Origin of the sequence: Alistipes sp. 56_sp_Nov_56_25 (assembly GCF_001915285.1) — a bacterium.
In the GTDB taxonomy this organism is placed as follows: domain Bacteria; phylum Bacteroidota; class Bacteroidia; order Bacteroidales; family Rikenellaceae; genus Alistipes; species Alistipes shahii.
In genome coordinates this window covers 129,904-156,534 of the sequence record NZ_MNQF01000001.1, presented here as the reverse complement: position 1 = coordinate 156,534, position 26,631 = coordinate 129,904, and the positions used below count along the sequence as shown (strand labels likewise).

Sequence of the window (26,631 nt, the reverse complement as noted above, 5' to 3'; positions counted from 1 at the left end):
TCGGAAACCCGAAAATAGGTAAAGCTAAAAGAACCCTTTGGCCCCTTTAGCTTTATCTATCGTTAGCACAAAGGTGCTACCCTACTTTTTCTTGTGACGGTTCTTACGAAGACGTTTTTTCCGCTTGTGGGTAGCCATCTTGTGACGCTTATGCTTCTTTCCGTTTGGCATAGTCCTTAAATTTTAAGAGGTTCTTATTATCCGTTATTTCACCTTCGCTGCGAAGCTCTTTGCGGGCTTGAAAGCGGGGATGTTGTGTTCGGGAATGGTGATCGTCGTGTTCTTCGAGATGTTGCGGGCAACCTTCTTGGCGCGCTTCTTCACGATGAAGCTGCCGAAACCACGGAGATACACGTTATTTTTTTGGGTGAGCGACGTCTTGATGCTCTCCATGAAAGCCTCGACGATAGCCTGCACCTGCACCTTCTCAACGCCGGTGCTTTTAGCGATTTCGCTTACGATATCTGCCTTTGTCATGTTTATATAGTATTTAAAATTAAGTTCATCCAAAATGATTCGGAGTGCAAATATACGCTTTATTTACATATCCGCCAATAATCGGCAATTTTTTTTCACTTTTTTCCCGCGGCAGTGTAGTCTGCACGTTCACAACACGATAACAAATATCGGGCAAAACCCGGGCCAAAATTAAAATATTCTATATCAGTTATTTATTCCGCACTGCGCCTCTTCCGCCCCGACAATCGGCAAAAAGCTGCGAAACAATACGTTACGCATCACTTCGCGCCCAGCCACGTCAGACGGTGCCAGAGACTTTCCAGCGGTCCCTGCCGGTGGCCGCGCAGCCACCAACGGCAAAAAGCCGCCTGCAAAACGAAGACCGCAACGCCGATCACCAGGCTCAGCGCATATCCGCACCGGGAGGCGAGACCGAGTCCGAACGGGAAAAAGATCAGGGCGCCGACGACGGACTGCGCGATATAATTGGTAAGGCTCATCCGCCCGTAGAAGCGCAGGCCGTCGGTCACCCGGCGGAAACGGGCCGTGCGGTAGAGCAGCACGAACGAAGCCGCAAGCACCGCCGTGAAGGCAAGTTTCTGCCACATGTCGAGCACGGTCGCAGCCATGCGGGCCGCCGTCGCTTCGCCGAAAAGCCCGTGCAGGGCCTGGAGCGGCACGAAGGCAACGGCCCCGACGATCAGCGTCCGCACCCAGAAGCGCGCATTGTCCGCCGAATCCGAGAAAAGCCCTCGACGGCCGAGCAGCAGACCCAGCAGGAAAAGGCCCGCCGTCTGGCTGTACCGTCCGGCATTGACGGCCCACAGCAGACTCGCCTTCTGCCCGAGCGTGACGTTCCCGGCGACGAACTGCCAGAAATCCCCGGCTTTCGTATAGGCCGCAACCTCGCCGTACATGGCTCCGACGCCCAGATCGGGCGGAGCGAAACCCGGGTCGGCCAGCGCACGGAAGCAATGGTACCATTCGACGGGCTGCACGAGAAACAGCAGGGCCAGCGCCAGCACGGTCCGGTCGTTCAGACGCCGGACGGCGAACAGCACCACGCCCACGAGGCTGAACAGCAGCAGCACATCCCCCGCGGGAAAAAAGGCGGCGTTGAGCGTGGCGAACCCCACCAGCAACAGCAGCCGCCAGAGAAAGCGGCCTCCGAAGTCTTCGCCGCGGCTCTGCCGGGAGGCGTATTGCAGATGGAAGGTGAAGCCGAAAAGCAGCGCGAAGATCGCATAGGCCTTGCCTGCGAAAAGCGCGAACACGACCGCAAAGACACCTTCGTCGAGGGCCGCGAGCCACGCAGGCGACGAAGCCGGATAAACCGGAAAGATAAAATGTTCGAGGCTGTGTACGAGCAGGATCGCCATCACGGCAAAGCCGCGCAAAGCATCCACCGCGTCGATACGGGATTTTTCTGTTTTAAGCACAATGACCGTTATTTTGTTTTTTTCGGAGTAAAGGTAGCATTTAATCGGCAGCCGGGCCAATAAACCGCGGGGTTTTTGCGTTTGATGATAAAAACATTAATTTTGCAAATTCTAAATCCGATAACGGTATGGTCAAAATACTCTGGGTCGACGACGAAGTCGAACTGCTGAAACCCCACGTGCTGTTCCTCCAGCAGAAGGGCTATGAAGTGGACACCTGCAACAACGGATACGACGCGATCGACATGGCTTCCGAAGGAGCCTACGACCTGATCATCCTCGACGAAATGATGCCCGGCATGACGGGACTCGAAACCCTTCCCAAGATCAAGGAGGTGCGCCCCACGACGCCCGTGATCATGGTCACCAAGAGCGAGGAGGAGAACATCATGGACAAGGCCGTGGGGTCGAAGATCGCCGACTACCTCATCAAGCCCGTCAACCCCAACCAGGTGCTGCTCTCGATCAAGAAGAACGTGCACCAGCAACAGCTGGTGACCGAGCAGACCACCGCCGACTACCGTTCGGAGTTCGGCCGCATCTCGTCCTCGCTCCAGATGGCCGACACGTTCCAGGACTGGTGCGCGCTCTACCGCAAGCTCACCGCATGGGAGGTCGAACTGGCGGAATCCACCGACCAGAGCATCAAGGAGGTGCTGACCTACCAGAAAAGCGAGGCCAACCAGGAGTTCTGCAAGTTCGTGCGCCGCAACTACTACAACTGGATCAACAAGCGCTCGGACGACACCCCCGTGATGTCGCACACGCTCATGCGCACCAACGTCTTCCCCGTCGTCGACGAGAACCCCAAGACCACGCTGCTGCTGATCGACAACTTCCGCTACGACCAGTGGCGGTCGATTTCGTCGCTGCTGCGGGGCTGGTACGACGTGGCGCAGGACGACTTTTACTGCGCCATCCTCCCCACCGCCACGCAGTACGCCCGCAACGCCGTCTTCGCGGGGCTGATGCCGCTGGCCATCGACCGTCTGATGCCCAACAAGTGGCTCAACGACAACGAGGAGGGCGGCAAGAACCAGTACGAGGAGGAGTTTCTGAAGCGGCTGATGAGCCAGAACGGCAAGAACTGGAAGTTCTCGTTCGACAAGCTGGTGCGCCCGGAGCAGGGGCGCAAGCTGGTGGACAACATCCAGAAGGTCTACAACGCCGATTTCTCGGTCATCGTCTACAACTTCCTCGACATCCTTTCGCACGCACGTACCGAGACCGACATCATCCGCGAACTCACGGAGGACGACGCGGCGTTCCGCTCGCTGACGCGCTCGTGGTTCGAGCACTCGGACCTTTACACCATCCTCAAGCTCCTCTCCGAGCGGGGACACACCGTCGTCATCACCTCGGACCACGGCACGATCCGCGTGGACAACCCGGTGAAGGTGACCGGCGACCGCGAGACCTCGGCCAACCTGCGCTACAAGACGGGCCGCAACCTCGCGTACAACTCCCGCGAAGTCTACGAAATCCTGAAACCCGAGGACGTGCAGCTGCCGTCGAGCAACCTCACGTCGAACTACATCTTCGCCTACAACACCGATTTCCTCGTCTACAACAACGACGCGAACCGCCACATCCGCTACTACCGCAACACGTTCCAGCACGGCGGAATTTCGATGGAGGAAATGATCGTACCGTATATCGTTCTAAAGCCAAAACAATAGATGAAAACCATTCACATCACCTCGCAGGACGAGCTTCCGCAGGTCGCCGGGGCGATCATCGGCTCGCTGGGCCGCCGTACGGTGGTCGCCTTCCGCGGCGAGATGGGCGCGGGCAAAACCACGCTCATCCGTGAAATCGCCGCAGAACTCGGGGCCGCCGACACCGTGACCAGCCCCACGTTCGCCATCGTCAACCAATACAAGGGCGAGGGCAACCGACGCATCCACCACTTCGATTTCTACCGCATCAACGACCTGCGGGAAGCCTTCGACTTCGGTTACGAGGAGTATTTCTACTCGGGAGACCTGTGTCTGGTGGAGTGGCCCGAGAAGATCGAACAGCTGCTGCCCGACAACACGATGACGGTGCGCATCACCGTAGACAGCGACACGGCACGCACCTTCGAGATCGACTGACCGCCGGCTTGAAAAGCCGGATTCAGAACCGGCCGGATTCAAAGACCGCCAACCCCGGATCACGCCGTCGGGAGCTGTCCGTGCGCAGCCCCCATATCGCCGGCCCGTTTTTCCAAGGCCCCGCCCCCGTTTCCGCAAGGCCCTGCCGCTTCGCAACCGCATCCCGGGACGAACCCCGCAAAGGTTCGTCCCGTTCGTTTGCCGCCACCGGAAAAATCCCTATCTTTGCAGCGGACATAATCGCCGCCCATGAAAAAACTCTTCAAAATCGCAGGTATCGCTCTGCTTTCGCTCATCGGCCTGCTGCTGGCAATCTTTCTGCTGGCCCGTTTCGTCTTCCGCGAACAGGCCATTGACTATCTGACCGGTCTCGAAAAACAGCAGCGCGTGGAGCTGCTCCGCGCCGCAGGCCCTTACGCCGCCGACACCGTGCAGTATCGCTTCACCTATAAACAGGACACCGTCCGCGCCCGTGAAATCCGCGAATACTTCCGGCTCGACACCCTCGTGAATCCCGCCGCGACGACCTGGGACAACGCCCGCGCGCTGGCGCAGTTCGTCGCCCGGAACATTCCCCACGCCAATCAGAAAGTCCACCCCGAAACGCGCAACGCAATCGGACTGTGGGAGTATACCCGCACCGTAGAACCGGCTTTCAACTGCCGCCTGCACTCGATCCTGCTCCACGAGCTGCTGCTCTCGCAAGGGATCGTCAACCGCTTCGTGACGTGCCTTCCGGCCGACTCGCTCGATCGGGACTGCCACGTGGTCAACCTCGTTTGGCTGCCCGAATGCGAGAAATGGGCGATGATAGACTCGGACATGCAATCCTACGTCGCCTCGCCCGAAGGCGAAGCGCTCTCACTCGAAGAGATGCGGCAGCGCACCGTCGCCGGAGAGCCGATGGCCGTACACCGGCTTCTCGGAACACGCGACCCGGAGAATTACCTCTCCTACTGGGCCAAGAACCTCTACTGGTTCACTTGTTGGGAGCAGACCGGATACGACAAGGAGGTCGGATACGAAGGCCGCGCCATCGCCCTGCTGCCCCCGGGGTTCGAGGGATTCTCGCTGAATGAATCCACCGTCCGGACCTCCGACGCCGACCGTTTCTGGGCCGCCCCGCAGCCGGCGGAATGATCCGGGCCCGCAAAACTTTCAACTTATAATTTTCAACGCGCAATATGCAGGAATACATTTCGAAACAACACCGGATTTTACGTCCCGCCGAACAGATTTACGCCGTCATCAGCCGCTTCGACAACCTCACCCCGGCCGTCGCCGACCGCGTCGAGGAGTGGCAGGCCACCGAGGAGACCTGTTCGTTCAAGGCCAAAGGCTTCACCGTCCGTCTCCGCATGGAGGAGCGCATCGAACCGCGCCACGTCAAGATCGTGGGCGACGACGGGGGAATCCCGATGGATTTCGCCTTCTGGATTCAGCTCCACAAAGTCTCCGACACCGACACCCGCATGCGGCTGGTGCTGCACATCGAGCTGAACATGATGATGAAAATGATGATCGGCGGCAAGCTCCAGGGCGCCATCGACCAGATCGCCGAAGGCATCGCTCGCGCGATGCAGGCGCAGGCGTAGGACGCCAGCTTTAGGGGCGACCCCAGGCCGGCAGGCCTCCGATCCCGACCATTGCACTCGCAGCGTAGGACGCCTGCTTAAAAAAGCAATCGCAGGACGACACGGCCTCCGACCCCGACCGCCGCTTCCGCAGCGTAAAAATTTTCAGAAGACAACCGCAGACATGAGACCGACCGACTACATCGCTTCGCTGTTCAAGCCTTCCGGAGGCCCCGGAGGGGAGTCTGCGGCATATGACTTCGATCCGATCGGCAGTTATTTCTACAACTGCCCGGCCGAAGAGGGAGTCTTTCAGATCGTCGACGCCGAGACGACGGCCGACCTCGACCTGAACGCCGTGTTCGAAAAGATCGACCGCACGACCTCACGTGTCGGCCAGCAATACCTCTACGCCCGGCTGCGGACGCTGCGGAGCGAGGAGGACGCCGCGGATTTCGACCGCCGGGTCGATGCTTTCGAAAACGACGACGAGCTGACGCAACGGTGCGCCGGACACCTTGCACGCCTCGCGGGCGACGACGCCTACGACCTCTGCCGGCTGATCTTCGACACCCCGGTCCGGGTCCGCCGCATCGGACTGATCTACGCGCTGACCGCTGCGGCCGCGGCCGCGCTGCTTCTCGCGCCGTTTTATCCGGCGCTGTTGCTGCTCTTCGTGGCGATCTACGCGGTCAACATGTATATTCATTACAGCAACAAAATCAACATCTCCCTCTACACATCGGCCGTAAAGCAGCTTTCCACGGCCCTGAAAACCGCGCGGCACCTTGCGGCAGAGGGGGTTCCCGGCTCGGACGAAGCCGCACGGCCGATCCGCCGGGTCGCCGAGGTCGAGCACCGCAGCCGCATCGTCGGCACGCAGGGCGACGGAGGCAACGAACTGGCGGCCGTCGGATGGCTGGCATTCGAGCTGGTGAAGATCGCGTTCAACATCGAGGTGATTCTTTTCCACCGCTTCACCGGCAGCATCGCGACTCACCGCGACGCCATCCACGACGTGTTCCGCTTCATCGGCCGGACCGACGCGGCCATCTCGGTCATGCGCCTGCGCCGCGCCGCGAAGACCTGCCGCCCGACGTTCACCGACGGCAAATACCTCGAAGCCGTGCAGGTCGTGCATCCTTTGATCGAGGGCTGCACAGCGAACACCCTGACGCTCGACGGCACGGGGCTGCTGCTCACCGGGTCGAACATGTCGGGCAAAACCACCTTCATCCGGACGGTGATGCTCAACGCCCTGTTGGGCGAGACCCTCTGCACCTGTTTTGCGGAGCGGTTCACGGCGCCCTACATGCGGCTCCACTCGTCGATCCGCATTTCGGACGACATCACCGAAGGGACGAGCTACTATTTGCAGGAGGTGCTCACCGTCAAGCGGCTGCTCGAAGACGCGGACCGGCCCGCGGCGTGCCTCTTCGTGCTCGACGAACTGTTCAAGGGCACGAACACCACCGAACGTATCGCGGCCGGGAAAGCCGTGCTGGCGCGCCTCAACCGAGGACCGCACATCGTGCTGGCCGCCACGCACGACATCGAACTGGCCGAACTGCTGCGCGGCGACGGCTACGAACTGCACCACTTCCGTGAAGAGGTGGCCAACGGGCGGCTGGTATTCGACTACTGCCTGCACACCGGTCCCCTCACCACGCGCAACGCCATCCGCATTCTGGAGCTGTACGACTACCCGCCCGAACTGATCGCCGAGGCGTACGACACGCAGCAGAAACTGCTCGGCAAAGGTTAAATCGCGCCCGTTTTATAACCGGGCGCGATCCGTTCAGAAACCGGAAAGGGCGCAGAACCGGACCGGAAGCCCGGCGGCCATCTTCCGCCCATACGCCCCGGTTCCTAACCGGGCTATATCCGCGGCTTCTGCAACATGCGGATCACCAGCGAGGCGGCATAGATCAGCAGGGCGTAAATCAGCGATATGAATGATACCTTCAAGCCGCCGGCAACCAGCGTCAAAGGAACGTCGCCTACCTGCTGCACGACTTCAGCGGCATTGAACATCCCTTTCAACTGCCAGATCAGGTCGGTCACCAACACCAGCAGGCCGATCTCCCTGACCCATGCCGGGGCTTTCCACGCGGCAAACAACAGACAAATCAATTCCACGGTCAGGATCGACATGATCCATGTCCCGCCCTGAAGAAACAAATCGAACATAACGCAAAAGTTTTAAGTCATCGCGGAACCATTCCCGTCTGGCAAAGATAGGCTGCCGCAGGCCGAAACCACAAAAAAACCGCCCGTCGAATCCCGCTCTTACGCCGTCGAATCCCGCCGATCGGCCCCGGGAGCGTTTTTTGCGGGGCCGGGCGGGGACACCGGAGACTGATTTTACCTATATTTGTAAAAACGGAAATTCCGCATGAAACAGTTTCTGCCCGTCGTCTGGTGGCTCACGGCCACGCTCGTCATCGCCTTTGTCCTCGTGGGGTTGGGGTATCTCTTCGCCGACGCCCTCCTGCTCGGAGTGCTGTTCCTGCCCGGAATGCTCACGGCGCGTTACTTCGTGCCGCAGCTGTCGTTCGAAAACCGGCGGCAGGGAATCCTCGACACCGTCTACCTTGCGCTGGCGATCCTCGGCATCGAATACCTCTCGCTGATGCTGGGCCATGCGGTGGTGCTCGGCGCCGGCGAAGGCGGAATGCCGGGGCTGCTGCTCAACCCGCCCTTCATCCTGCTGGTCCTGACGGCCCTCATCGCTCCGGAAATAGCTCTCGAAAAACACCTCGAACGCCGCTGTCCCTACGCCCGTTCGATCAGTTTCGTCTCCGACCGCCGCAAAATCACGCTCGACCCCGCGGAAATCAGCTACGTCGAATCGAACGACAGCGAAGTGTGGATTCACACCGCCGGGGGCCTCGCCTACCGCACCAAAACCCGCATTTCGCAATGGGAGACACAGTTGGACAGCCGTTTCCTGCGCATCCACCGCTCGTTCATCGTCAACACGGCGCGCATCGACCGCTGCTGCCCGGCACACGTGGAGATCGGCGGAATGACCATCGAGATTTCGCGCAAATACCGGGAGGCCGCGCGCCGACGGCTCACAGAGCAGGCCGCAAACGCCTAATTTCGGCCCATAGCCGCCGCCACGCAGCGGATCGTCGGGAAAGCGTCGCGCAGATTGTCTGCCACCTCGCGGGGCGCACACCACACCGCGGAGTCGATCCCCTCCTCGGTCTGGGGCGTCAGACCGGCGCACCCGGACGCATGCAGTTCGTACCAGTGGGTCCGTTTCAGTTCCCAGCGCGCAGTTTTCGGAAAATAGTAGGCGTGCAGCGTCTCGCACAGCGGCCGCACGACCCGAGCCGCCACGCCCGTCTCCTCTTCGACCTCACGCGCAGCGCACTCCTCGATGCGCTCCCCGCACTCCAGATGCCCTTTGGGCAGGTCCCAGCGGCCGTTGCGGTGGATCATCAGCCACTCGCCGCAGTCGTTCACCACCACGCCGCCCGCCGCCTCGACCGGCGTGAACTCCGCAGCAAAGGCCGCGAAAGCCCTGTCGGGATCGTCCGAAACGACGGCCACGGAGTTGTGCGATTCGAGAAAATTCAGTATCTTGGCCCGTGATATGCCGCCGCAGGCTTCGGCCGCAACGGCGTACCACGCCCCGCCGGGAGCTTCGGCCGTGAACGCCACGGCCCTGTCGGCGAAATAAACGGTACGGTTCATCTTTTCATCGGAAATTTGTGAACAAATATACGTAAGAAACCTCAAAAAATGAAAAAAATTCTCCTGATGACGGCTATTGCAGCTATGGGCCTCGGCGGATGCGACAAGCGTCCCGAGCCTCTGAAGATCGACAATGCGCTGACGGCCGAAGAGATCGCCGCCGGACGCCTCACCCCCGAGGTGATGTGGAAGATGAGCCGCGCGGGCGGCTCGTCGCTCTCGCCCGACGGCCGGACGCTCCTCTACCAGCAGACCGACTACAACATGGCCGAGAACCGCGGCGTGACGACGATCCGGGTCGAGGACATGGACTCGAAGGCCGTGACATGCCTGACGGACTTCACGTCGAACAGCCTCTCGCCGAAGTGGAGCGCCGACGGACGGCACATCTATTTCCTCTCGGACCGCGGCGGTTCGATGCAGGTGTGGCGGATGAACGCCTCGGGCGGCGACGCGACGCAGATCACGGGCAGCGGCGACGGCGAGGGCGTTCCCGACGTGGAGGGCTTCGGCGTAAGCCCCGACGGAAAGCACATCTGGTGGGTGCAGACCGTGCGGACGGCCGACCGCCGTTCGTCGGACATCTACAAGGACATGGACAAATCGAAAGCCCGCATCTACGACGACCTGATGGCCCGCCACTGGGACTACTGGGACGAGGGCGAATACCGCCACATCTTCGTCGGCGAGCTGGGCAAGGGAGTCGTGACGGGCGGCAGGGACATCATGCCCGACGCGCAGTGGGACGCCCCGCTGGCGCCCTATTTCGACATGGCCGAGATCGCCTGGAACAACGCCGGGACGATGCTGGCCTACACCTGCAAACCGCTGACGGGCACCGCCTACGCCGTGTCGACCGATTCGGACATCTTCGTCTACGACCTCGAAAGCGGCGCGACGCAAAACATCTGCAAGCCCACCAACTTCAATACCGGCAAACCCGTCAACGATCAGGCGGTCATGGTCGGCTACGACAAATATCCCGTCTGGTCGCCCGATGATTCGAAGATCGCCTTCCTCTCGCAGCGCCGCGCAGGCAACGAGTCGGACAAGGCCCGCCTGTTCGTCTACGACTGCCACACCGCCGAAATGCAGGACCTCACCGCCGACTTCGACTACAACGCCCAGAACGTCGTCTGGAGCGGCAACGACCTGATCTATTTCATCGCCCCGATCGAGGCGACGCACCAGATCTGCCGCGTCGCGCCGTCGGTCGGCGAGGTGGAGGTCATCACCCGCGGCGACCACGACATCAACGCCTTCACGATGGCCGGGGAGCGGATCGCCGCCGAGATGTGCACGATCTCGATGGCCACGGAGTTCTTCGAGATAAATCCGGAGGACGGCTCTTTGGCGCAAATCTCGGCCATCAACAAATCGGTCTACGACAATATCAGGATGGGCGAGGTGCAGAAACGCTGGGTCAAGACCACCGACGGCAAGCAGATGCTGACGTGGGTGATCCTGCCGCCCGATTTCGACCCGTCGCAAAAATATCCGGTGCTGCTCTACTGCCAGGGCGGCCCGCAGAGCGTCGTATCGCAGTTCTGGAGCTACCGCTGGAATTTTCAGCTGATGGCAGCGCAGGGATATATCGTCGTCGCGCCGAACCGCCGCGGCCTGCCCTCGTTCGGACAGGAGTGGCTCGACCAGATTTCGGGCGACTACTCGGGCCAGAACATCCGCGACTACCTCTCGGCCATCGACGACGTGGCCCGCGAACCGTGGGCCGACCGGGAGCGCATGGGCTGCGTCGGGGCGTCGTACGGCGGCTATTCGGTCTATTTCCTCGCCGGATGCCACGAGAAGCGTTTCAAAGCCTTCATCTCCCACTGCGGCATCTTCGATTTCGACTCGATGTACGGCGAAACCGAGGAGCTGTTCTTCGTCAACAACGACTACGGAGGCCCCTACTGGGACACGGCGAATGCCACGGCGCAGCGTTCCTACGCCAACTCGCCGCACAAGTTCGTCTCGAAATGGGACACGCCGATCCTGATCATCACCGGCGAGAAGGATTTCCGCATTCCCTACACCCAGTCGCTCGAAGCCTTCACGGCGGCCCGCACGCTGGGCATTCCGGCGCGGCTCGTGGCGTTCGAAAACGAGGCGCATCAGGTCTTCAAGCCCCAGAACTCGCTGGTCTGGAACCGCGAATTCTTCGGCTGGCTCGACAAATACGTAAAATAGCCGACCCGACAGTGAACGAGGGCCGCCCGGACCGGAACCGCGCTCCGGTGAAAGCAAAACCTCCCTGCCGGCGGGCAGGGAGGTTTTTTGCGCTCCGCACCGCCGGAAAGGAGCATCCGTGAGGACAAAAAGGAGGCTGTTCGTGATGAAAAATCCGGCGTTCGTTGAATTTATTTCCGCGAACGGGAACCTGTACTTATTTTTGTACACATTACAGATAAAAGAATCTATTCTATGCGAATAAATTTCCGGATTATTTGGCTCGCGCTGCCTCTGGTCTTCGGGGCATGCTCCGATTCTTCGGATGCGGACACCCGGCCCGCGACCGAAACAATCAGCGTATCGGTAGGCTCCGGTCCGAAGATCGACATCGAATCCGAAGACAAGTCCCGCACCCAGCTCGGCGAAGACGGAGTGTCGGTCAAATGGGCTTCCGACGACCAGATCGCACTCTGGGCCGTCAACTCCCGATCCGAGACCGTCTTCAGCAAACAGGCTTTCAAACTCTACCACTACAACACCGACTACAACACGGCCAAGTTCAGGGGAGACATCCCGCAAATGCCCGCGGACACCTACACCTATTATGCCGTGTCGCCCGTTCCGTCCGAAAGCGACGGCACGCAGGCCACCTACCTGATCCCTGACGTGCAGGACGGCGGCTTCAACGGCGACTGGGACGTGATGGTGGCCGATCCGGTCAAGGCCCCGGCTCTGGAGAAGAACGACACCGGCGAGACGGTGCAGTTCCAGTTCCGCCACAAAGTTCACGTGCTGAAAATACGCATTCCGAAAAACGATCTGGGCGAAAAGGTCTCGGAGATCACGCTGGCATTTCCGCAGCCCGTCACGGGGCGCATGACGGTCGATGCCGCCGATCCCGATGCCGCGCCGACGCTCACCGACGGCAACAACACGCTGACGCTGCGTTTCGACACTCCGAAGGGTGCGGGCGACGTGGTCTTCGCCGTCATCGCACCGGTGGAACTCACCGCCGAGCAGCCGGTGACCATCACCGCGATCTGCGAAGCCGGGGAATCCGAGCCGCGCGACATCCCCGGCAAACACTTCTCCGAAGGCCACACCACCCCGATCGCCTACCACATTCCCGCCATCGGCCGCTATTACACGCGTCTGAACTTCTCGCTGCCTGCGGACAAGGGCATGGCGACGCTGGGCGAGGCGGTCGGAAAGATCACCCTCACCGCCCCCGAAGGCTCGCTGTTCGACAACGGCACGAACATCTGCCAGTTCACGCCCGACGCCGAAGGCAAATACACGATGGTGCTCAAACCCTCGTGGACCGACAACCTCTCGGGAAAAGCCGTCACGGTACAGTACGAATCGGAAAGCGCTGTCGTATCAAACACGCTGACGATGCCGCAGATCACCGAATTCGGCAACAACGACATCACGTTCAGCGTCCCCTACCTGCTGGCGGAGGATTTCAGCAATATCATCCAGTTCGACTACGACTGCAACGTCGGAACGGGAACAAGCAGCAGCAGCGCCGGAAACAAGGATGCGCACCTGCTGTCCGACAAGGGCGCCATCGGATGGACGGCGGCCCGTGTGGGCGGGGAAACCGGGAAATGTATCCGAAGCTCCTGCCGGTTCGAAGGCGGAGGAGTCGGCAAGGCTTCATCGTATGCCCGCTACCCGGGACGTATCGACTCGCCGCCCGTCAGCGGTATCAAATCCGGCAAAACAGTCAGAGTCCGGGTTTCATTCGATTACGTCGGAGGACAGGACTCCTGGATGATGGACAGTAACAAGAATAAGGGCGGAACATACGGCAATCCTACGTTCAATTACGGCTACACGACCAATTCGGGCCAGCCCAACGGCGGAGACAATCTTGAAAACCCCGTCGAAGCGGAAGACATAGCCCTCGAAACCGACAAATCGTGGAATACCCCGCTTTCGAATTGGAACACCAAAACATTCCTAGCCGACTTTAACAGCGCCCACAGAATCTCATGGAAGGTGAATGTCAACCGTATCGGCAACGTATCGTCCTGGACCGGAATATTCGGCGCCAACGGCAATCACTACCTCTACCTCGACAACATCAAAGTATCCATCGTCAACGAATAACCGCCATGAGAAAACTGCTTTACCTGCTTGCATCGGCGGCTGTCATGGCCGGAGGATGCTCCGAAAAGAAAGAGACCCCGGCCGGAGAGGGCTGCGGAACCATCCGCATCGCCTGCGAGGCCGACGCCACGATTGATGCCGCTGCGGCGATGGCCGCGGTTCAGGGCGCGACCCGCGCTGCGGCAAAACCCGACGGCAAAGATTTCACGCTCCGCATCCGGGGTGAAAATTTCGACAAAAGCTGGGCGACGGTCGCGGCGTATAACGCCGAGGAGACCGCCTACTCCTTCCCCGAAGGCCGCTACGCGATCACGGTCACCTACGGCGATCCCGAAGCCGAAGGCGCGGACAAACCCTACTACGCAGGCGCGACCGAAGTGGAGGTCGCGGCGCGCCGCACCAGCACCGCGCAGATCACGGCGACGATCGGCAATTCGCAGACCCTCGTGCGCGCCACCGAGTCGTTCAAAAAATACTACAACAACGCGGAGTTCACCGTGACGACCGGAGCGGGCGGCATCTTCACGTTCCGTCCCTGCGACGCGGCCGAAGCGGAAGCCGTCTGGGTGCAGGCCGGAAAGCCGCTCACCTTGAAGGGTACGGCCCGGGGCCAGAGCCAGGACGGCACGTCGGAGGGGCCGCTCTACACCTTCACCCCCGAGCCGCTCGAAGCGGCACGCCCAGCCACGCGCCACATCTTCACGCTCGACGCCAAGAAGGCCGGCAGCGCGACGCTGACCGTCACCCTCGGCGAAGGATACACCGAGACCGTGGAACTCGACGTGGAACTCAACGACGAGGCCACCGAATAACGCAAATAAAAATACCGAGATATGAAAACCTTTACCAAGATTCTGACGGCTGCGGCAGCGACGGCGCTGCTCGCGACCGGCTGTGTGAACGAAGATCCCGCCTATAAGAACAACGAGCCGGGCACTCCGCCCGATCCCAATGCCAAAGGCTACCTGACGCTGGCGGACATGAGCATGCGCGTCGTGGTCGACACCGATACCGAAACCCGCCCCGACGACACGTCAGACGAGACGGCGAAGCCCCAGACGCGCACCGACGAGGCGCAGCCCGACGTCGACACATTCATCATCGAAATTCGCGACGCAACGGGCAAGCTGGCGCTCCAGGAGACTTACGGCGATCTGAAGGCCTCGATCGGCGAGGCAGGCAGGCTGGAGCTTCCGGTGGGCGGCTACACGATGGAGGTCCGTTCGGAAGAGGCCGCCACGACGCCGGCAGCCGAATGGGAACACCCCGTCTATTTCGGTTCGCAGGAGTTCGTCATCGAGAAGAACCAAACCACGCCCATCAACGAGGTCGTCTGCACGCTGAACAACATCAAGGTGACGCTGATGTGTTCGAAAGACCTCGCCGACCAGCTCACCGCCGACACCAAGTCGACCGTCACGCTGGGCGAAACGACGATGCCCTTCCTGAAGGATGAAACCCGCGCGGCCTACTTCATGCCGCAGGGCGAGACCAACACGCTCAAATTGCACCTCGAAGGGGCTTTCGCCGATACGCCCGACGCACCCGTCCGGATCAACAAGAGCATCTCGGGCGTCAAGGCCGGACAATGGCGCAAGCTCTCGATCGTGATCACCTACTCGGACAAGGGAGACATCAAACTGGACATCGACGTCAACGACTTCATGGAGGACGACGAAATCCCGGTCAACGATCCCGACAACCCCGGCGAACCCGGACTTCCCGTCGCCCCGACCCTCGAATGTCCGGGCTACGACCTCACGAAACCCTTCCAGCTTCTGGCCTCGATGTTCGACGCCCAGGGCAACTACACCCGGCCGTTCGCATTCAATCTCGCCTCGTCCAACGGCATCGGGTCGTTCGCGGTGAAAATCACGTCGGACAACTCCCGGCTGACCGGCATGGTGTCCGGAATCGGCGGTCCGGAATTCGACCTCTGCACAATCGGGGCGTCGGACCCCGCCTACACGGTTCTCGCAGGCCTCGGCTTCCCGCTGGGCGACGATCTCAAGGGGGCGACTTCGAAGAGTTTCGACATCGCAGGAGCCATGAAACTGCTCTATCCCGCATACGAGGGCACGCACGCATTCGCCTTCGAGATAACCGACGCCAAAGGGCTTTCGGCCCGGGCGTCGCTGACGCTCACGGTCGATCCGGCCAACGAAGGCCCTTCGATTGTCGGCGTAGATTTCAATATCGACGAAACGCAAACGCCGTCCGCAGACCGCGACACGGAGATCGACATCACGGCGCAAACAGGCATCAAATCGCTCGACGTGACCATCGACTGCGACAACCTCGACGCCAGGGAACTCGGCACGATGGGCATCCCGGCCCGGTTCGATCTCTGCAATATCGAAGGCTTCGAAGATACGAACGGAACCATGCATCCGGCCGAAGATGTCCGGGAGGCGATTTCAGCCCTCGGATTCCCCATCGAGGACGCAGTCAAGGACAAACCGTCCATTCGGCTCAAGATCGACAAGATGTTCACCAGATTGCTGACAGGCTTCCCCGGCAACAACAATTTCATACTCACGGTGACGGAGAACAACGGTCTCAGCACGACCAAGACCCTGAAGTATTACGTACCGGCGAATTAAGGCTGACGAATTATGAAAAAATACATTACCGCCGCCCTGCTGTTCTGCGCCGCGCTGACGGCCGCCTGCTCGAAAGAGACGGCCGGGAGCGCCGACACGGGCGACACGGGTGCGCTCGAAATGCGGGTTTCGGCCACGCGGGCCGAAGCCGACGGGGAATACGACCCCTTGCAACGCCTTGCCGTACGCATCTACCGCGCGAGCGGCGAGCTGCTGCGCCAATACACCGCAGAGACGCTCCCCTCACGGCTGGAGCTGCTCGCGGGCGAATACCGCGTGGAGGTCGATGCGGGAGAAGCCGTCCCCGCGTCGTTCACCAAACGTTTCTACAAAGGCGAGAAGACCTTTACGGTGGCAGCCGGACAGACGACCGTCGCCGAAGTGGAGTGCAAACGGCAGAACGTCGTCGCCGAAGTGAAATTCGACGCCACGGTTTCCGCCGCTTTCGGCGAGAATTTCCATGCGTGGGTAGTCGCCGCCGACGCGTTCGACGAAGGGCAGGTTCAGCAGGGCGGCGTCCCGGCGCTGAACTACACGGCCGACGGCACGGGCTACTTCACCATGCCCGAGGGTGCGACCACGCTCACGACCCGCTTCGAGGGCACGCACCCCGACCGCGGCGTCATCGTCAGGGAGGCCAGATTCGAAGGCGTGCAGACCGGCGGCAAATACAGCGTCTCCTTCCGGTTCTCGAAAGACCTGCCGGGCTTCATCGAATGCTTCGTCGTCAAGGTGGACACCTCGACCGACGACTACGACGACACGTTCCCGTTCAGCCCCGAGCCGAGCATCGAAAGCGACGGTTTCGACATGGACCAGCCGCAGGATTTCATCCCCGGGACAACCGCCCCGAAACGTTACATGATAACCACGATGGCCGCCGTAAAGAGCGTCGTGATAGGCATCGGCGACGACAGCTACGAAGCGCTGAACGGCACGACCGAGGGCGTCGAGGTGACCAGGGAGAGCGATTTGAGCCTGACGGTCACCCTTTCCGACGCCTTCTTCGCAGGGCGTCCGGGCGGCAGCCATCCGGTGAGCATCCGCGTCACGGATTCGGCCGGCGCCGAAGCCACCGCCATCTCGGAATACCGTCTGCAAGGTCTTCTGCCCATTGAAAAGACGGATTACGACCTCTGGACGAACAGCCTCACGCTGCGCGCGCTGGTCCTCGATCCGAACGTCACGACGGCGACCTTCGGACTGCGCGTCAAAGACGGCGAGTGGTCCGACGCCGAGGGCGTAAGCGCCGGCGAGGGCATCTATACGGCCACGTTCACGGCCCAATGGAAGGAATCGGTCAATGCCGCGGGCCTGACCGTCCACACCCCCGTCGCAGGCACCGGCGTCTTCGCCGGCAACAGCTACGAGGCGCGGGCGGCGCTCGATGGCGAAACCGTCTCCTCGGCAGAGTTTCAGGCCGCAGCCGGGCAGGTCATCCCCGACGGGGATATGGAAAGCGGATCGCTCCCCTGTTTCGGCAAAAGCACGTCGGAATCCACGACGTTCTGGGGCAGCGGCAATGCCGCAACTTCGGGACTGTGTGCGCAGTCGACCAAACCCGGCATGGGCGGCAGCTACTGCGCCAAGCTCGAATCGCAGTCGGCGTTCGGCCTGCTCGCCGCGGGCAATCTCTTCTCGGCAACGTTCCGTTTTGCGAATCTCTCGGGAACGGCCAGTTTCGGAATGCCCTACCAGTGGACAGCGCGTCCGACGGCCTTGCGGCTCAAATACCACGCCACCGTGGGCGCCGTCAATAAGGGAACCGTCACCGAAGAGCACGAATACATTCAGGACGGCCAAGACCGTTCGCGTATCTTCGCCGTTATCGTCGATTGGAACAGCCGTCACGCGACTGTCGCCGGCATGGGGTCGCCGACAGGCGTGTGGGACCCCGCCAAAACCGCCGAAACCGCCGAAGGCCCCGTCATCGCCTACGGATCGCTGCTGATCGGCGAAACCACACCAGGCGACGCGATGACGACCGTGGAGATTCCGATCGAATATTACGACAGAACGACCAAACCTACGGGTGCATATACACTCGTCATCTCCTGTACGACGAGCGCCTACGGCGACTTCAAGGTCGGTTGTCTGGGCAATGTCATGTACGTAGACGATTTCGAATGGGTATACTAATCACTAAACGCAAGCAGATGCGCAAGCTATTCATCCGCACGCTCGCCCTCGCGCTGTGCCTCACGGGCACGGCGCAGGCGCTGCGCGCACAGGAAACAACCGCCGCCCAAACTGCGGCGGCAGCCGACCAGCGTCCGAAAACAATCAACGAAATGCGCCAGGAGCGCGGACTTACCGACACGCACAACCTGTTCGTGCCGAAAGGACAGTGGATTTTCGGCGGTACGGCCTCCTACTCGACCCATACCAACAAAGGCTATCAGTTCCTCGTCATCGAGGGAATCAACTCGAAAGGCTACACCTTCCGCGTCAGCCCGATGATCGCCTACGCCTTCCGGGACAACATGGCCCTCGGAGGACGCTTCATCTATTCGCGCACGCTGCTCAAGCTGGACAACGCCGAACTGCATTTCGGCAACGAGGAGACGGGCACGAACATCGTGGCCAGGGATTTCTACTCGCTCAAGCAGACCTATTCGGCGGCGGCGATCTGGCGGCAGTACATCCCGCTGGGACGCAACAAACGCTTCGCGCTGTTCAACGAGATGTCGCTCGCGGCCGGAGGCACGCAGGCGCGCTTCGCCAACGACTCGCCCGTGAAGGGAACCTACGAAACCGGCTACACCCTTTCGCTGGGCATTTCGCCGGGCATCGTAGCCTTCGCCACCAACAACATGGCCGTCGAAGTGAACGTGGGCGTGATGGGCATCAGCTATACCCATGCCAAACAGGTTCACAATCAGGTCACCGTGGGCAAACGCAACACGAGCATGATGAACTTCAAGGTCAATATCTTCTCGATCGGCCTCGGCATGGCCTTCTATCTCTAAAAACGGCACACTATGACACGAAGCATACTCTGCACCCTGCTGATCATAATTATCTCGTGCGGCAACGCGCTGGCGCGGCAAACCGCCGCAACCGGGAATCCGAAGGAAACAGCCGCTCCGGCAGCCGCAATCGCACCCGCCGCAGCCGGAACGATCTCCACCGAAGAAGAAACCCCGGCAACCGGAAATGCGCCGGCCGCCGAAGCCCCGGCCTCGAAAGCGGCAGTCCCGGCCGACGGACAGAAGCAATTGCAGGCACTCAAGGCCGCGGAAGTTCAGTCGCCGATCCGCGGCAAAAAACAATTCCTGCCCACACGCCGGCGTATCGACCGCGAAATCAACAAGCTCAAATTCGCCTACAAGGGCGAGGTGATCATGGGTCTGACGGCCTCCTACGGCACGATGTCGAGCGACGACACGGACATCATGCTCATCCTCGACGGCATCGACGCCGACGGCACGGTGGCCTCCGTCAAACCCTTCATCGGCTATTTCTACCGCGACAACAACTGTCTGGGCGTGCGTTTCGGCTACCGCCACATGGACGGCAACCTCGATGCCGCACGCTACGACCTGGGCGAAAGCAACGACGCCTCGGGCAGCATTCCGAAGGTCAATTTCAACAGCGACAACTACTCGTTCGGCATTTTCCACCGCTCCTACGCGGGACTCGACCCGAAGGGCCGTTTCGGACTGTTCGCCGAGTTCGAACTCTCGCTGTCGACCGGAACGTCGAAGCTCTCCTACCAGCCCGACACCGCCAGCGACAACATGAAAACCACGTTCAGCGACAATACGCAGCTCAAATTGGCGTTTAATCCGGGAGCTGCCGTCTATATCTTCCCCAACGTCTGCGCCACGCTGTCGTTCGGGCTGGGCGGCATCCAGTACACCTCCGTCACGCAGAAGGACGACGCCGGCAACAAGATCGGAACGCGCAAGGCTTCGAACATGCGTTTCAGGCTCAACGTCGCCGCCATCAACTTCGGCATGACGGTACACCTGTGGGACAAGAAAAAGAAATAAATTATGACCAGATACCTGAAAACAGCACTCCTTGCAGCCGCGGCGCTCCTCGCGTCGTGCATCCACAACGACATCCCCTATCCGGTCGTCGAACTCCGCATCGCGAGCGTCGAAGGCCAGGGCTTCTCGGTCTCGGAAAACAACGTCACGTCGCGGACGGTCACCCTCTCGCTCGACGAAGCGACCGACATCCGCAACGTGCGGATCGACGCCGTGGGTTACGACGCCGTCATCCACAGCATCCAGCTCGACAAGGAGGAGGTCCTGCAACAGATCCGCAGCTCCCGGGAGCTGACCGGCACGTTCGACCTGCGTTCGCCGATCTACACCACGCTTTCGCTCTACCAGGATTACGAATGGACGATCCGCGCCACACAGACCATCGAGCGCCGTTTCAGCGTGACGGGGCAGATCGGCGCCACGGAGATCGAGGAGAAAAACCGCATCGCCCGGGTCCTCGTCCCCAGCGACACCGATCTGGCACATATCGAGGTCACGGAACTCAAACTCGGCCCCGCCGACATCACGACCTATTCGCCCTCGCTCGAAGAGCTTTCGGGCAGCAGCTTCGAATCGGTGCGTTTCGTAGACGTCACCTGCCACGGAATCACCGAACGGTGGCTGCTTTACGTGGAGCCTACCAATGTGAAGGTCGCCCTCCGGGCAACCGACCTGTGGAACAATACGGCCACGGCCACTGCTCTCGTCTCCGCCGAGGAGTATGCGGCCGGCGCCGCGCTGGAATACCGGATCAAGGGCGCCACGGAGTGGCAGAGAATGGCGGAGAGCAGCTACGAGGCCGGCATCCTGACGGCAACGCTCGCGCCCGAATGGAGCTCGTCGACCAACCCCCACGGGCTTGCCGTCTACAACTTCGTGCCGGACAAGGGTCTCTTCGCAGGGCACACCTACGAATTCCGCCTGACAGTCGGGGGCGAGCAGACCCAGCTGATGGAATATGCGGCCCCCGCGGGCAACACGATTCCCAACGGCGACCTGGAGGACAGCTCGCTGAGCTGCTGGACCCAGAACAACAAGACCGCGGAGTTCTGGGGCAGCGGCAACAACACCTTCACCAGGGGACTCTGCACGCAGGCCCCCTTCGACGGAGGCACGCGCGCCAAACTTCAGGCTACGTCCGCCGTGGGAGTCCTCGCCTCGGGCAACCTCTTCTCGGGGCTGTTCCAGAAGGACGTCCTGACCCGGGGCGTCGTGTCGTTCGGCCAGCCTTACGCCTGGAAAGCCCGTCCCAAGGCGCTGAAACTGCAATACTATGCAGAACATATCGGCATTGCCGACATCGACAAGAATTTCGGCGCCCCGATTCACGAAGGGGACCGGGACAAGGCCCGCATCATGGTCGCCATCGTGGACTGGAACACCCGCCGCGAGGTCGGATCGGGCACGGAAGCCCCCACCGGGACCTGGGATCCGGAAGAGACCACTTCGGTCGACGAGGGACCGATCATCGCCTACGGCTCGCTTTTCATCGACCAAAGTTCGACCGGCGGCAAGATGATCGACGTACAGCTTCCGCTCAACTTCTACGACACGAAGGCCAAACCCTCCGGATTGTACCAGATCGTGATCTCCTGCTCGACGAGCGCCTACGGCGACTTCATGGCAGGCTGCAAGTCGAACATACTCTACGTCGACAATTTCGAGTGGGTCTATTGACAATGCCTATTTTCGCAACCCGCAAAAAGCAGAGCCTCACCGGTTCTGCTTTTTGTTTACCCTGGCGGTCCGAAAAAAAACACCGGAGGAGGTAGGGTTTCAGCGCTTTCATCCGTGATATAGATAGAATGAAGAGACCCGAACATATCATCGAAGATCTGATAACCCGCCAACTGGACGGCACACCCCTCACCGACACGGAACGCCGGGAACTGCAGGAGTGGCTCGAAGCATCCGAAGCCAACCGCGACGCCTTTCTCCGGGCTTACAAAGCCTGGGGAAACGCCCGCCTTGCGGAAACCCGGTTCAACACCGGGCAAGCCCTCGAAAACGTCATGGCCCGGATTGCCGAAGCATCCAGACCCCGGTCTTTCCTGCGGCCGCAACTGCGCCGTCTGGGCATCGGCATCGCAGCGGCAGCCTGCGTCATGCTGGCCGTTGTCGGTTACTACCGACTGCAACCGTCGACCGTCCCGGACATCGAAATGTTTATCCGGCAGGCCGACACCCCCGTATTCACCCAGAAAGAGGTGCAACTGGTGCTGTCCGAGCAGAAAACCCTCCTGCTCGAAACCCAAAAATCGACAATCCGTTACGATTCGACCGCCATCCGGATCAACAACGCCGAAAAAACCATTCCCAAAAAAGAGGCTGCGACGTTCAACCAGCTGGTCGTTCCCTACGGCAAGCAGACGACGCTGACGCTCGCCGACGGAACCCGCGTCTGGATCAACGCCGGATCACGGCTGGTCTACCCCGTCGTATTCGAAAAGCAGAAGCGCGAAATATACGTCGAAGGCGAAATCTACATGGAAGTGGCGCACGATGCCGAACGGCCTTTCTCGGTACACACAGGCAAAATGGATGTCTGCGTTTTGGGAACCAAATTCTACATATCCTCCTACGGCCGCGATCGCACGCAGGAGGTCGTCCTGCTCTCCGGCTCCGTCAGCGTAGCCCCTGCCGGACGATCCGACCGCGGAATTCGCATCGTTCCCGGCCAACAAGCCATCCTCGACACCTCAGAATCGCTGGAGGTCCGCGAAGTGGAAGCCGAAAGCTACATCAGTTGGATTCACGGATACCTGCCCTTCGACAACGACCCGCTGTCGAACATCCTCGAACGCCTTTCCCGCTACTACAATTGTCGGATCGAGTGTACGCCCGAAGCCGAAGCGCTGACGCTCTCGGGCAAACTCGAACTCAAAGACGATCCGGCCGAAGTGCTGAAAATCTTGAGCGCAACAGCCCCTATCAACCTGCAAATCTCCGGATCCGGGAATTTCCGAATCGACTATAACCCGACTACCAACAACCCAAACTGACCTGCCTATGTAACAGCCCGTATCCCTCCAAAAAAAGACCGGATGTCGTCCCTCAACGACATCCGGAGCGATTGAAAATCTAAAATAGCTTTTTAAACTTCAAATCTTTACAAATGTACAACAAAAATGGTAAAATCGGTCTTTTTAAGGCCGATAATGGGGGATTATTCCACCTATTCCGGATAACATTCCTGTTTTTGCTGGCAACAATCGGGTTCATCCGGCCCGTCAGTGCACAAACGGCAGAGGCGGCGAAAACCATCACGCTCAACGTACAGAACCGCCCCATCAAGGAGGTCCTCACACTGATCGAACGCCAAAGCGACTACATCTTCGTTTACTACGACAACATCTTGGACATCCACCGCAAAGTCACCCTGAAAGTAACGAATCAGCCCATTTCGGCTGTCCTGAAACAGTTGTTCGCCGGAACCGACAACACCTGGAAACTCTCGGGAAGGCAGATCGTCATCGGACGCTCCGTAGCTGCGGCCGCAGCTACACCCCGGAAGATCACACGCATCACAGGCGTCGTCAGGGACCAGAACAACGATCCGCTCATCGGCGTCACGATCCGCATCAAGGCCCGTCCGAACATCGGTACAGCCACCGACATCAACGGCAAATACCTGCTCGACGTTTATCCCGACGAAGTACTGGAATTCAGCTATGTAGGTTACAAATCGCAGGACGTTTCGGTCGCAGGGCAGGAAATCGTCGACGTGGTTATGCTGCAAAACGACGCCATCCTCGACGCCGTGGAGGTGGTGGGCTACGGCGTGCAGAAAAAGATCAGCGTCATCGGCTCGCAGCAGACCATAGCGACCAAGGAACTGAAAGTTCCCGTCGCCAACCTCACACAAGGCCTTGCGGGCCGCGTATCGGGTCTGGTCTCGGTACAGCGAACCAGTGAACCGGGCTTCGACGACGCGAACATCTACATCCGCGGCATCTCAACGCTGACAGCCAGCATGAGCGCCCCTCTGACGCTCGTCGACGGCGTTCCCCGCTCGTTCTCCAACGTCGACCCCGAAGACATCGAGAGTTTCTCGATCCTGAAGGACGCCTCTGCAACTGCTGTTTACGGCGTTCGCGGCGCCAACGGCGTCATTATCATCAATACCAAAAGCGGTCTGAAAGGACGCCCCAAATTCAGCGTACGCTATACCGAAGGCCTCACCAAACCGACCAAGATCACCGATTTCGCCGACGGCGCGACTTACATGGAGATGTCGAACGAAGCGTCGCTCACCCGCGGCGGCGGCAAACTATACAGCCAGGAGATCATTGATAAGACCCGCCGCGGGGAAGACCCCTATCTCTATCCCGACGTAGACTGGATGAAACATATCCTGCGTAACTTCAGCCGCAACCGCTCGGCCAACGTCAACGTGCAGGGCGGTTCCGATAAGGCGGTCTACTACATCGGCCTGGCCTACTACGACGAGAACGGCATGTACAAGGACACGAAACTGGCCGACTACAACTCGAACACCTTCTACCGCCGTTACAACGTCACCTCGAACCTCACGCTCAACCCGTTCCGCACCACCGAAATCAAACTGGGCATCCAGGGCTACCTGGCCAACGCCAACTATCCGGCATCTTCGCAGGCAAGCATCTTCGAATCGGCCTATTTCACACCTCCGACCTATATCGCGCCGCTCTACCCCGACGGCAAGCTCGGCGCCTTCTCGGGCGGCGATATAAACCCCGTGGCACAGCTCGGCGCAACGGGCTATGCCAACCAGTGGCGCAGCCAGGTTTATTCGAACCTGCGCATCACGCAGCAGATTTACAAAGGGCTCTCGGTTTCAGGCATGTTCTCGTTCGACACCTACAACTACACGAGCAACCGTTTCACCAAAACCCCGAACACCTACCACGCCACAGGACGCGACGCCAACGGCAACCTGCTCTACGAGCAAACCCGCCAGGGAACCGAAAACCTGGCCTACAGCCTCAGTGCAAAGGGTAACCGCGCCATCTATCTGGAAGCCGCAGTCAACTACCGCAACACTTTCGGCAGGCACACCGTATCGGGCATGATGCTCTTTAACCAGAGCGACGAAATCAATACCAAAGCCACCAACGTCGAAGAGGCGCTGCCCTACCGTTTCCGCGGCCTGGCAGGACGTTTCACCTACTCGTTCGACGACCGTTATTTCGGGGAGTTCAACTTCGGATACAACGGTTCGGAGAACTTCGCCCCGAAAAACCGTTACGGCTTCTTTCCGTCGGTCGGACTTGGCTGGGTAATCAGCAACGAACCCTTCTTCAGAGGCGCCACAGAGGTGATCCAGTACCTCAAACTGCGCGGCACATGGGGTCGTGTCGGCAACAGCCAGATCAGCGGACGCCGTTTCGCCTACCTGGCTACGGTCAAGGACACCAACGACACCAGTTACCAGTTCGGCAAGAACATGGACCAGACCTACGGGACTACGGCCATCGACGAATATGCCGTCGACGTAACGTGGGAGATCGCCGACAAAACCAACATCGGACTGGACATGCGCCTGCTGAACAACAAGTTCAACCTGCAATTCGACGCCTTCAAAGAGTCGCGCAAAGGCATTTACCTGCGCCGCACAAGCATTCCGTCCTATTTCGGTATGATCAACAACCCCTACGGCAACATCGGCAAAGTCGAGAACAAAGGTATCGAAATGTCGGTCAGCTATGCCAATTCGTGGCGGGACTGGTCGTTGAGCGTCATGGGTAACTACTCGTTCAACCGAAACAAGGTCCTCGAAGACGACAGCACCGTGGCCTATCCCTGGCAGAAAACCATCGGCAACAAGGTAGACCAGCGGTTCGGGCTCATCGCACTGGGACTCTTCGAAAGTCCGGAGGAGATCGCCGCAGCGCCTGTACAGGTCGGCGACACGCGCCCGGGCGACATCCGCTACAAGGACATCAACGGCGACGGCAAAATCGACGAATATGACAAAGTGCCCATCGGCTGGGGAAGTGTCCCCGAAATCATCTACGGCTTCGGATTCTCCGTAGGCTGGAAAGGCCTCTCGCTGTCGGCCATGTTCCAGGGCGCCGCACACGTCGACGCGATCCTCAGCGGCGAAGGCGTACTGCCTTTCGCACAGGGATCGAGCCGCGGCAACCTGCTGAGCAACATCACCGACCGTTGGACCGAGGCCAATCCCCGCCAGGATGTCTTCTACCCGCGCCTCTCGATCGGTAACATGAACATGAACTACGAAGCCAGCACGTGGTGGCTCAAAAATACCAGCTACCTGCGTCTGAAAAACATCGAACTCTCCTATACGCTCCCCGACCGCTGGATGAAACGCATCCACATCAACAATGCGCGCATCTTCATACAGGGCGTCAATCTGCTTACATTCAGCAAATTCAAACTGTGGGACGTGGAACTGGGCGACGGCCGCGGCGCAAAATACCCCAACATCGGTTCCGTCAGCCTGGGTATCAATTTCAACTTCTAAAATCCCC

At 60.1% G+C, this 26,631-nt stretch carries 20 protein-coding genes; 16 read left to right on the top strand and 4 right to left on the bottom strand.

The window, feature by feature from the left end:
* Nucleotides 1–204: 204 nt before the first annotated feature.
* Nucleotides 205–477, bottom strand: coding sequence for an HU family DNA-binding protein (locus tag BHV64_RS00525; RefSeq protein WP_015547910.1), 273 nt, complete (start codon nt 475–477; stop codon nt 205–207).
* 260 nt (nt 478–737) lie between these two features.
* Complete coding sequence (locus tag BHV64_RS00520; protein WP_240046558.1) at nt 738–1,901, bottom strand: DUF418 domain-containing protein; 1,164 nt, start codon at nt 1,899–1,901, stop codon at nt 738–740.
* Between the two features lie 125 nt (nt 1,902–2,026).
* Here BHV64_RS00520 and BHV64_RS00515 point away from each other — a divergent pair, with 125 nt between their 5' ends.
* From BHV64_RS00515 to BHV64_RS00495, 5 genes are all read left to right on the top strand, one after another.
* Entirely contained in the window at nt 2,027–3,577 is a 1,551-nt protein-coding gene (locus BHV64_RS00515; protein WP_288115458.1) for a response regulator, read from the top strand.
* Entirely contained in the window at nt 3,578–3,994 is a 417-nt protein-coding gene (gene tsaE / locus BHV64_RS00510; protein ID WP_015547917.1) for a tRNA (adenosine(37)-N6)-threonylcarbamoyltransferase complex ATPase subunit type 1 TsaE, read from the top strand. It abuts the gene before it with no gap.
* A 249-nt stretch (nt 3,995–4,243) separates the two neighbouring features.
* The gene (locus tag BHV64_RS00505; RefSeq protein ID WP_015547918.1) at nt 4,244–5,134 is read left to right on the top strand and encodes a transglutaminase domain-containing protein; all 891 of its coding nucleotides are present in this window, start codon (nt 4,244–4,246) and stop codon (nt 5,132–5,134) included.
* Nucleotides 5,135–5,178: 44 nt separating this feature from the next.
* Nucleotides 5,179–5,589 (top strand): hypothetical protein, encoded by a 411-nt coding sequence (locus BHV64_RS00500; RefSeq protein ID WP_015547919.1) that lies wholly within the window; start codon nt 5,179–5,181, stop codon nt 5,587–5,589.
* A gap of 163 nt (nt 5,590–5,752) precedes the next feature.
* Nucleotides 5,753–7,333, top strand: coding sequence for a MutS-related protein (locus tag BHV64_RS00495; RefSeq protein ID WP_288115457.1), 1,581 nt, complete (start codon nt 5,753–5,755; stop codon nt 7,331–7,333).
* A 113-nt stretch (nt 7,334–7,446) separates the two neighbouring features.
* Here BHV64_RS00495 and BHV64_RS00490 read toward each other — a convergent pair whose 3' ends face one another.
* Nucleotides 7,447–7,758 carry a hypothetical protein gene (locus tag BHV64_RS00490; protein ID WP_015547921.1) on the bottom strand — a complete coding sequence of 104 codons (312 nt, stop codon included), beginning with the start codon at nt 7,756–7,758 and terminating at the stop codon, nt 7,447–7,449.
* Between the two features lie 205 nt (nt 7,759–7,963).
* Here BHV64_RS00490 and BHV64_RS00485 point away from each other — a divergent pair, with 205 nt between their 5' ends.
* The gene (locus BHV64_RS00485) at nt 7,964–8,671 is read left to right on the top strand and encodes a LytR/AlgR family response regulator transcription factor (protein ID WP_138265941.1); all 708 of its coding nucleotides are present in this window, start codon (nt 7,964–7,966) and stop codon (nt 8,669–8,671) included.
* Here BHV64_RS00485 and BHV64_RS00480 read toward each other — a convergent pair.
* Complete coding sequence (locus BHV64_RS00480; RefSeq protein ID WP_022061042.1) at nt 8,668–9,273, bottom strand: NUDIX hydrolase; 606 nt, start codon at nt 9,271–9,273, stop codon at nt 8,668–8,670. The two genes, BHV64_RS00485 and BHV64_RS00480, sit on opposite strands and share 4 nt — an antisense overlap.
* A 48-nt stretch (nt 9,274–9,321) precedes the next feature.
* Between BHV64_RS00480 and BHV64_RS00475 the strand changes: the two genes are divergently transcribed.
* From BHV64_RS00475 to BHV64_RS00430, 10 genes are all read left to right on the top strand, one after another.
* Nucleotides 9,322–11,463 carry a S9 family peptidase gene (locus BHV64_RS00475; protein ID WP_288115456.1) on the top strand — a complete coding sequence of 714 codons (2,142 nt, stop codon included), beginning with the start codon at nt 9,322–9,324 and terminating at the stop codon, nt 11,461–11,463.
* Nucleotides 11,464–11,697: 234 nt separating this feature from the next.
* A complete protein-coding gene (locus tag BHV64_RS00470) occupies nt 11,698–13,560 on the top strand; it encodes a fimbrillin family protein (RefSeq protein ID WP_288115455.1) in 1,863 nt (620 codons plus the stop codon).
* A 5-nt stretch (nt 13,561–13,565) separates the two neighbouring features.
* Nucleotides 13,566–14,372: a DUF4493 domain-containing protein gene (locus BHV64_RS00465; protein ID WP_217727270.1), complete on the top strand. Its 807-nt coding sequence runs from the start codon at nt 13,566–13,568 to the stop codon at nt 14,370–14,372.
* Nucleotides 14,373–14,393: 21 nt separating this feature from the next.
* Nucleotides 14,394–16,163 (top strand): DUF4493 domain-containing protein, encoded by a 1,770-nt coding sequence (locus BHV64_RS00460; protein ID WP_217727269.1) that lies wholly within the window; start codon nt 14,394–14,396, stop codon nt 16,161–16,163.
* Nucleotides 16,164–16,175: 12 nt separating this feature from the next.
* Entirely contained in the window at nt 16,176–18,302 is a 2,127-nt protein-coding gene (locus BHV64_RS00455) for a DUF4493 domain-containing protein (protein ID WP_217727268.1), read from the top strand.
* Nucleotides 18,303–18,319: 17 nt separating this feature from the next.
* A complete protein-coding gene (locus BHV64_RS00450; RefSeq protein ID WP_195285452.1) occupies nt 18,320–19,132 on the top strand; it encodes a hypothetical protein in 813 nt (270 codons plus the stop codon).
* Nucleotides 19,133–19,144: 12 nt separating this feature from the next.
* Nucleotides 19,145–20,158, top strand: coding sequence for a hypothetical protein (locus BHV64_RS00445; protein WP_217727267.1), 1,014 nt, complete (start codon nt 19,145–19,147; stop codon nt 20,156–20,158).
* A gap of 3 nt (nt 20,159–20,161) precedes the next feature.
* A complete protein-coding gene (locus BHV64_RS00440; protein WP_288115454.1) occupies nt 20,162–21,835 on the top strand; it encodes a PCMD domain-containing protein in 1,674 nt (557 codons plus the stop codon).
* A 128-nt stretch (nt 21,836–21,963) separates the two neighbouring features.
* Nucleotides 21,964–23,160 carry a FecR family protein gene (locus BHV64_RS00435; protein WP_288115453.1) on the top strand — a complete coding sequence of 399 codons (1,197 nt, stop codon included), beginning with the start codon at nt 21,964–21,966 and terminating at the stop codon, nt 23,158–23,160.
* A 197-nt stretch (nt 23,161–23,357) separates the two neighbouring features.
* Complete coding sequence (locus BHV64_RS00430) at nt 23,358–26,624, top strand: TonB-dependent receptor (protein WP_288115451.1); 3,267 nt, start codon at nt 23,358–23,360, stop codon at nt 26,622–26,624.
* The last annotated feature ends 7 nt before the right edge of the window (nt 26,625–26,631 follow it).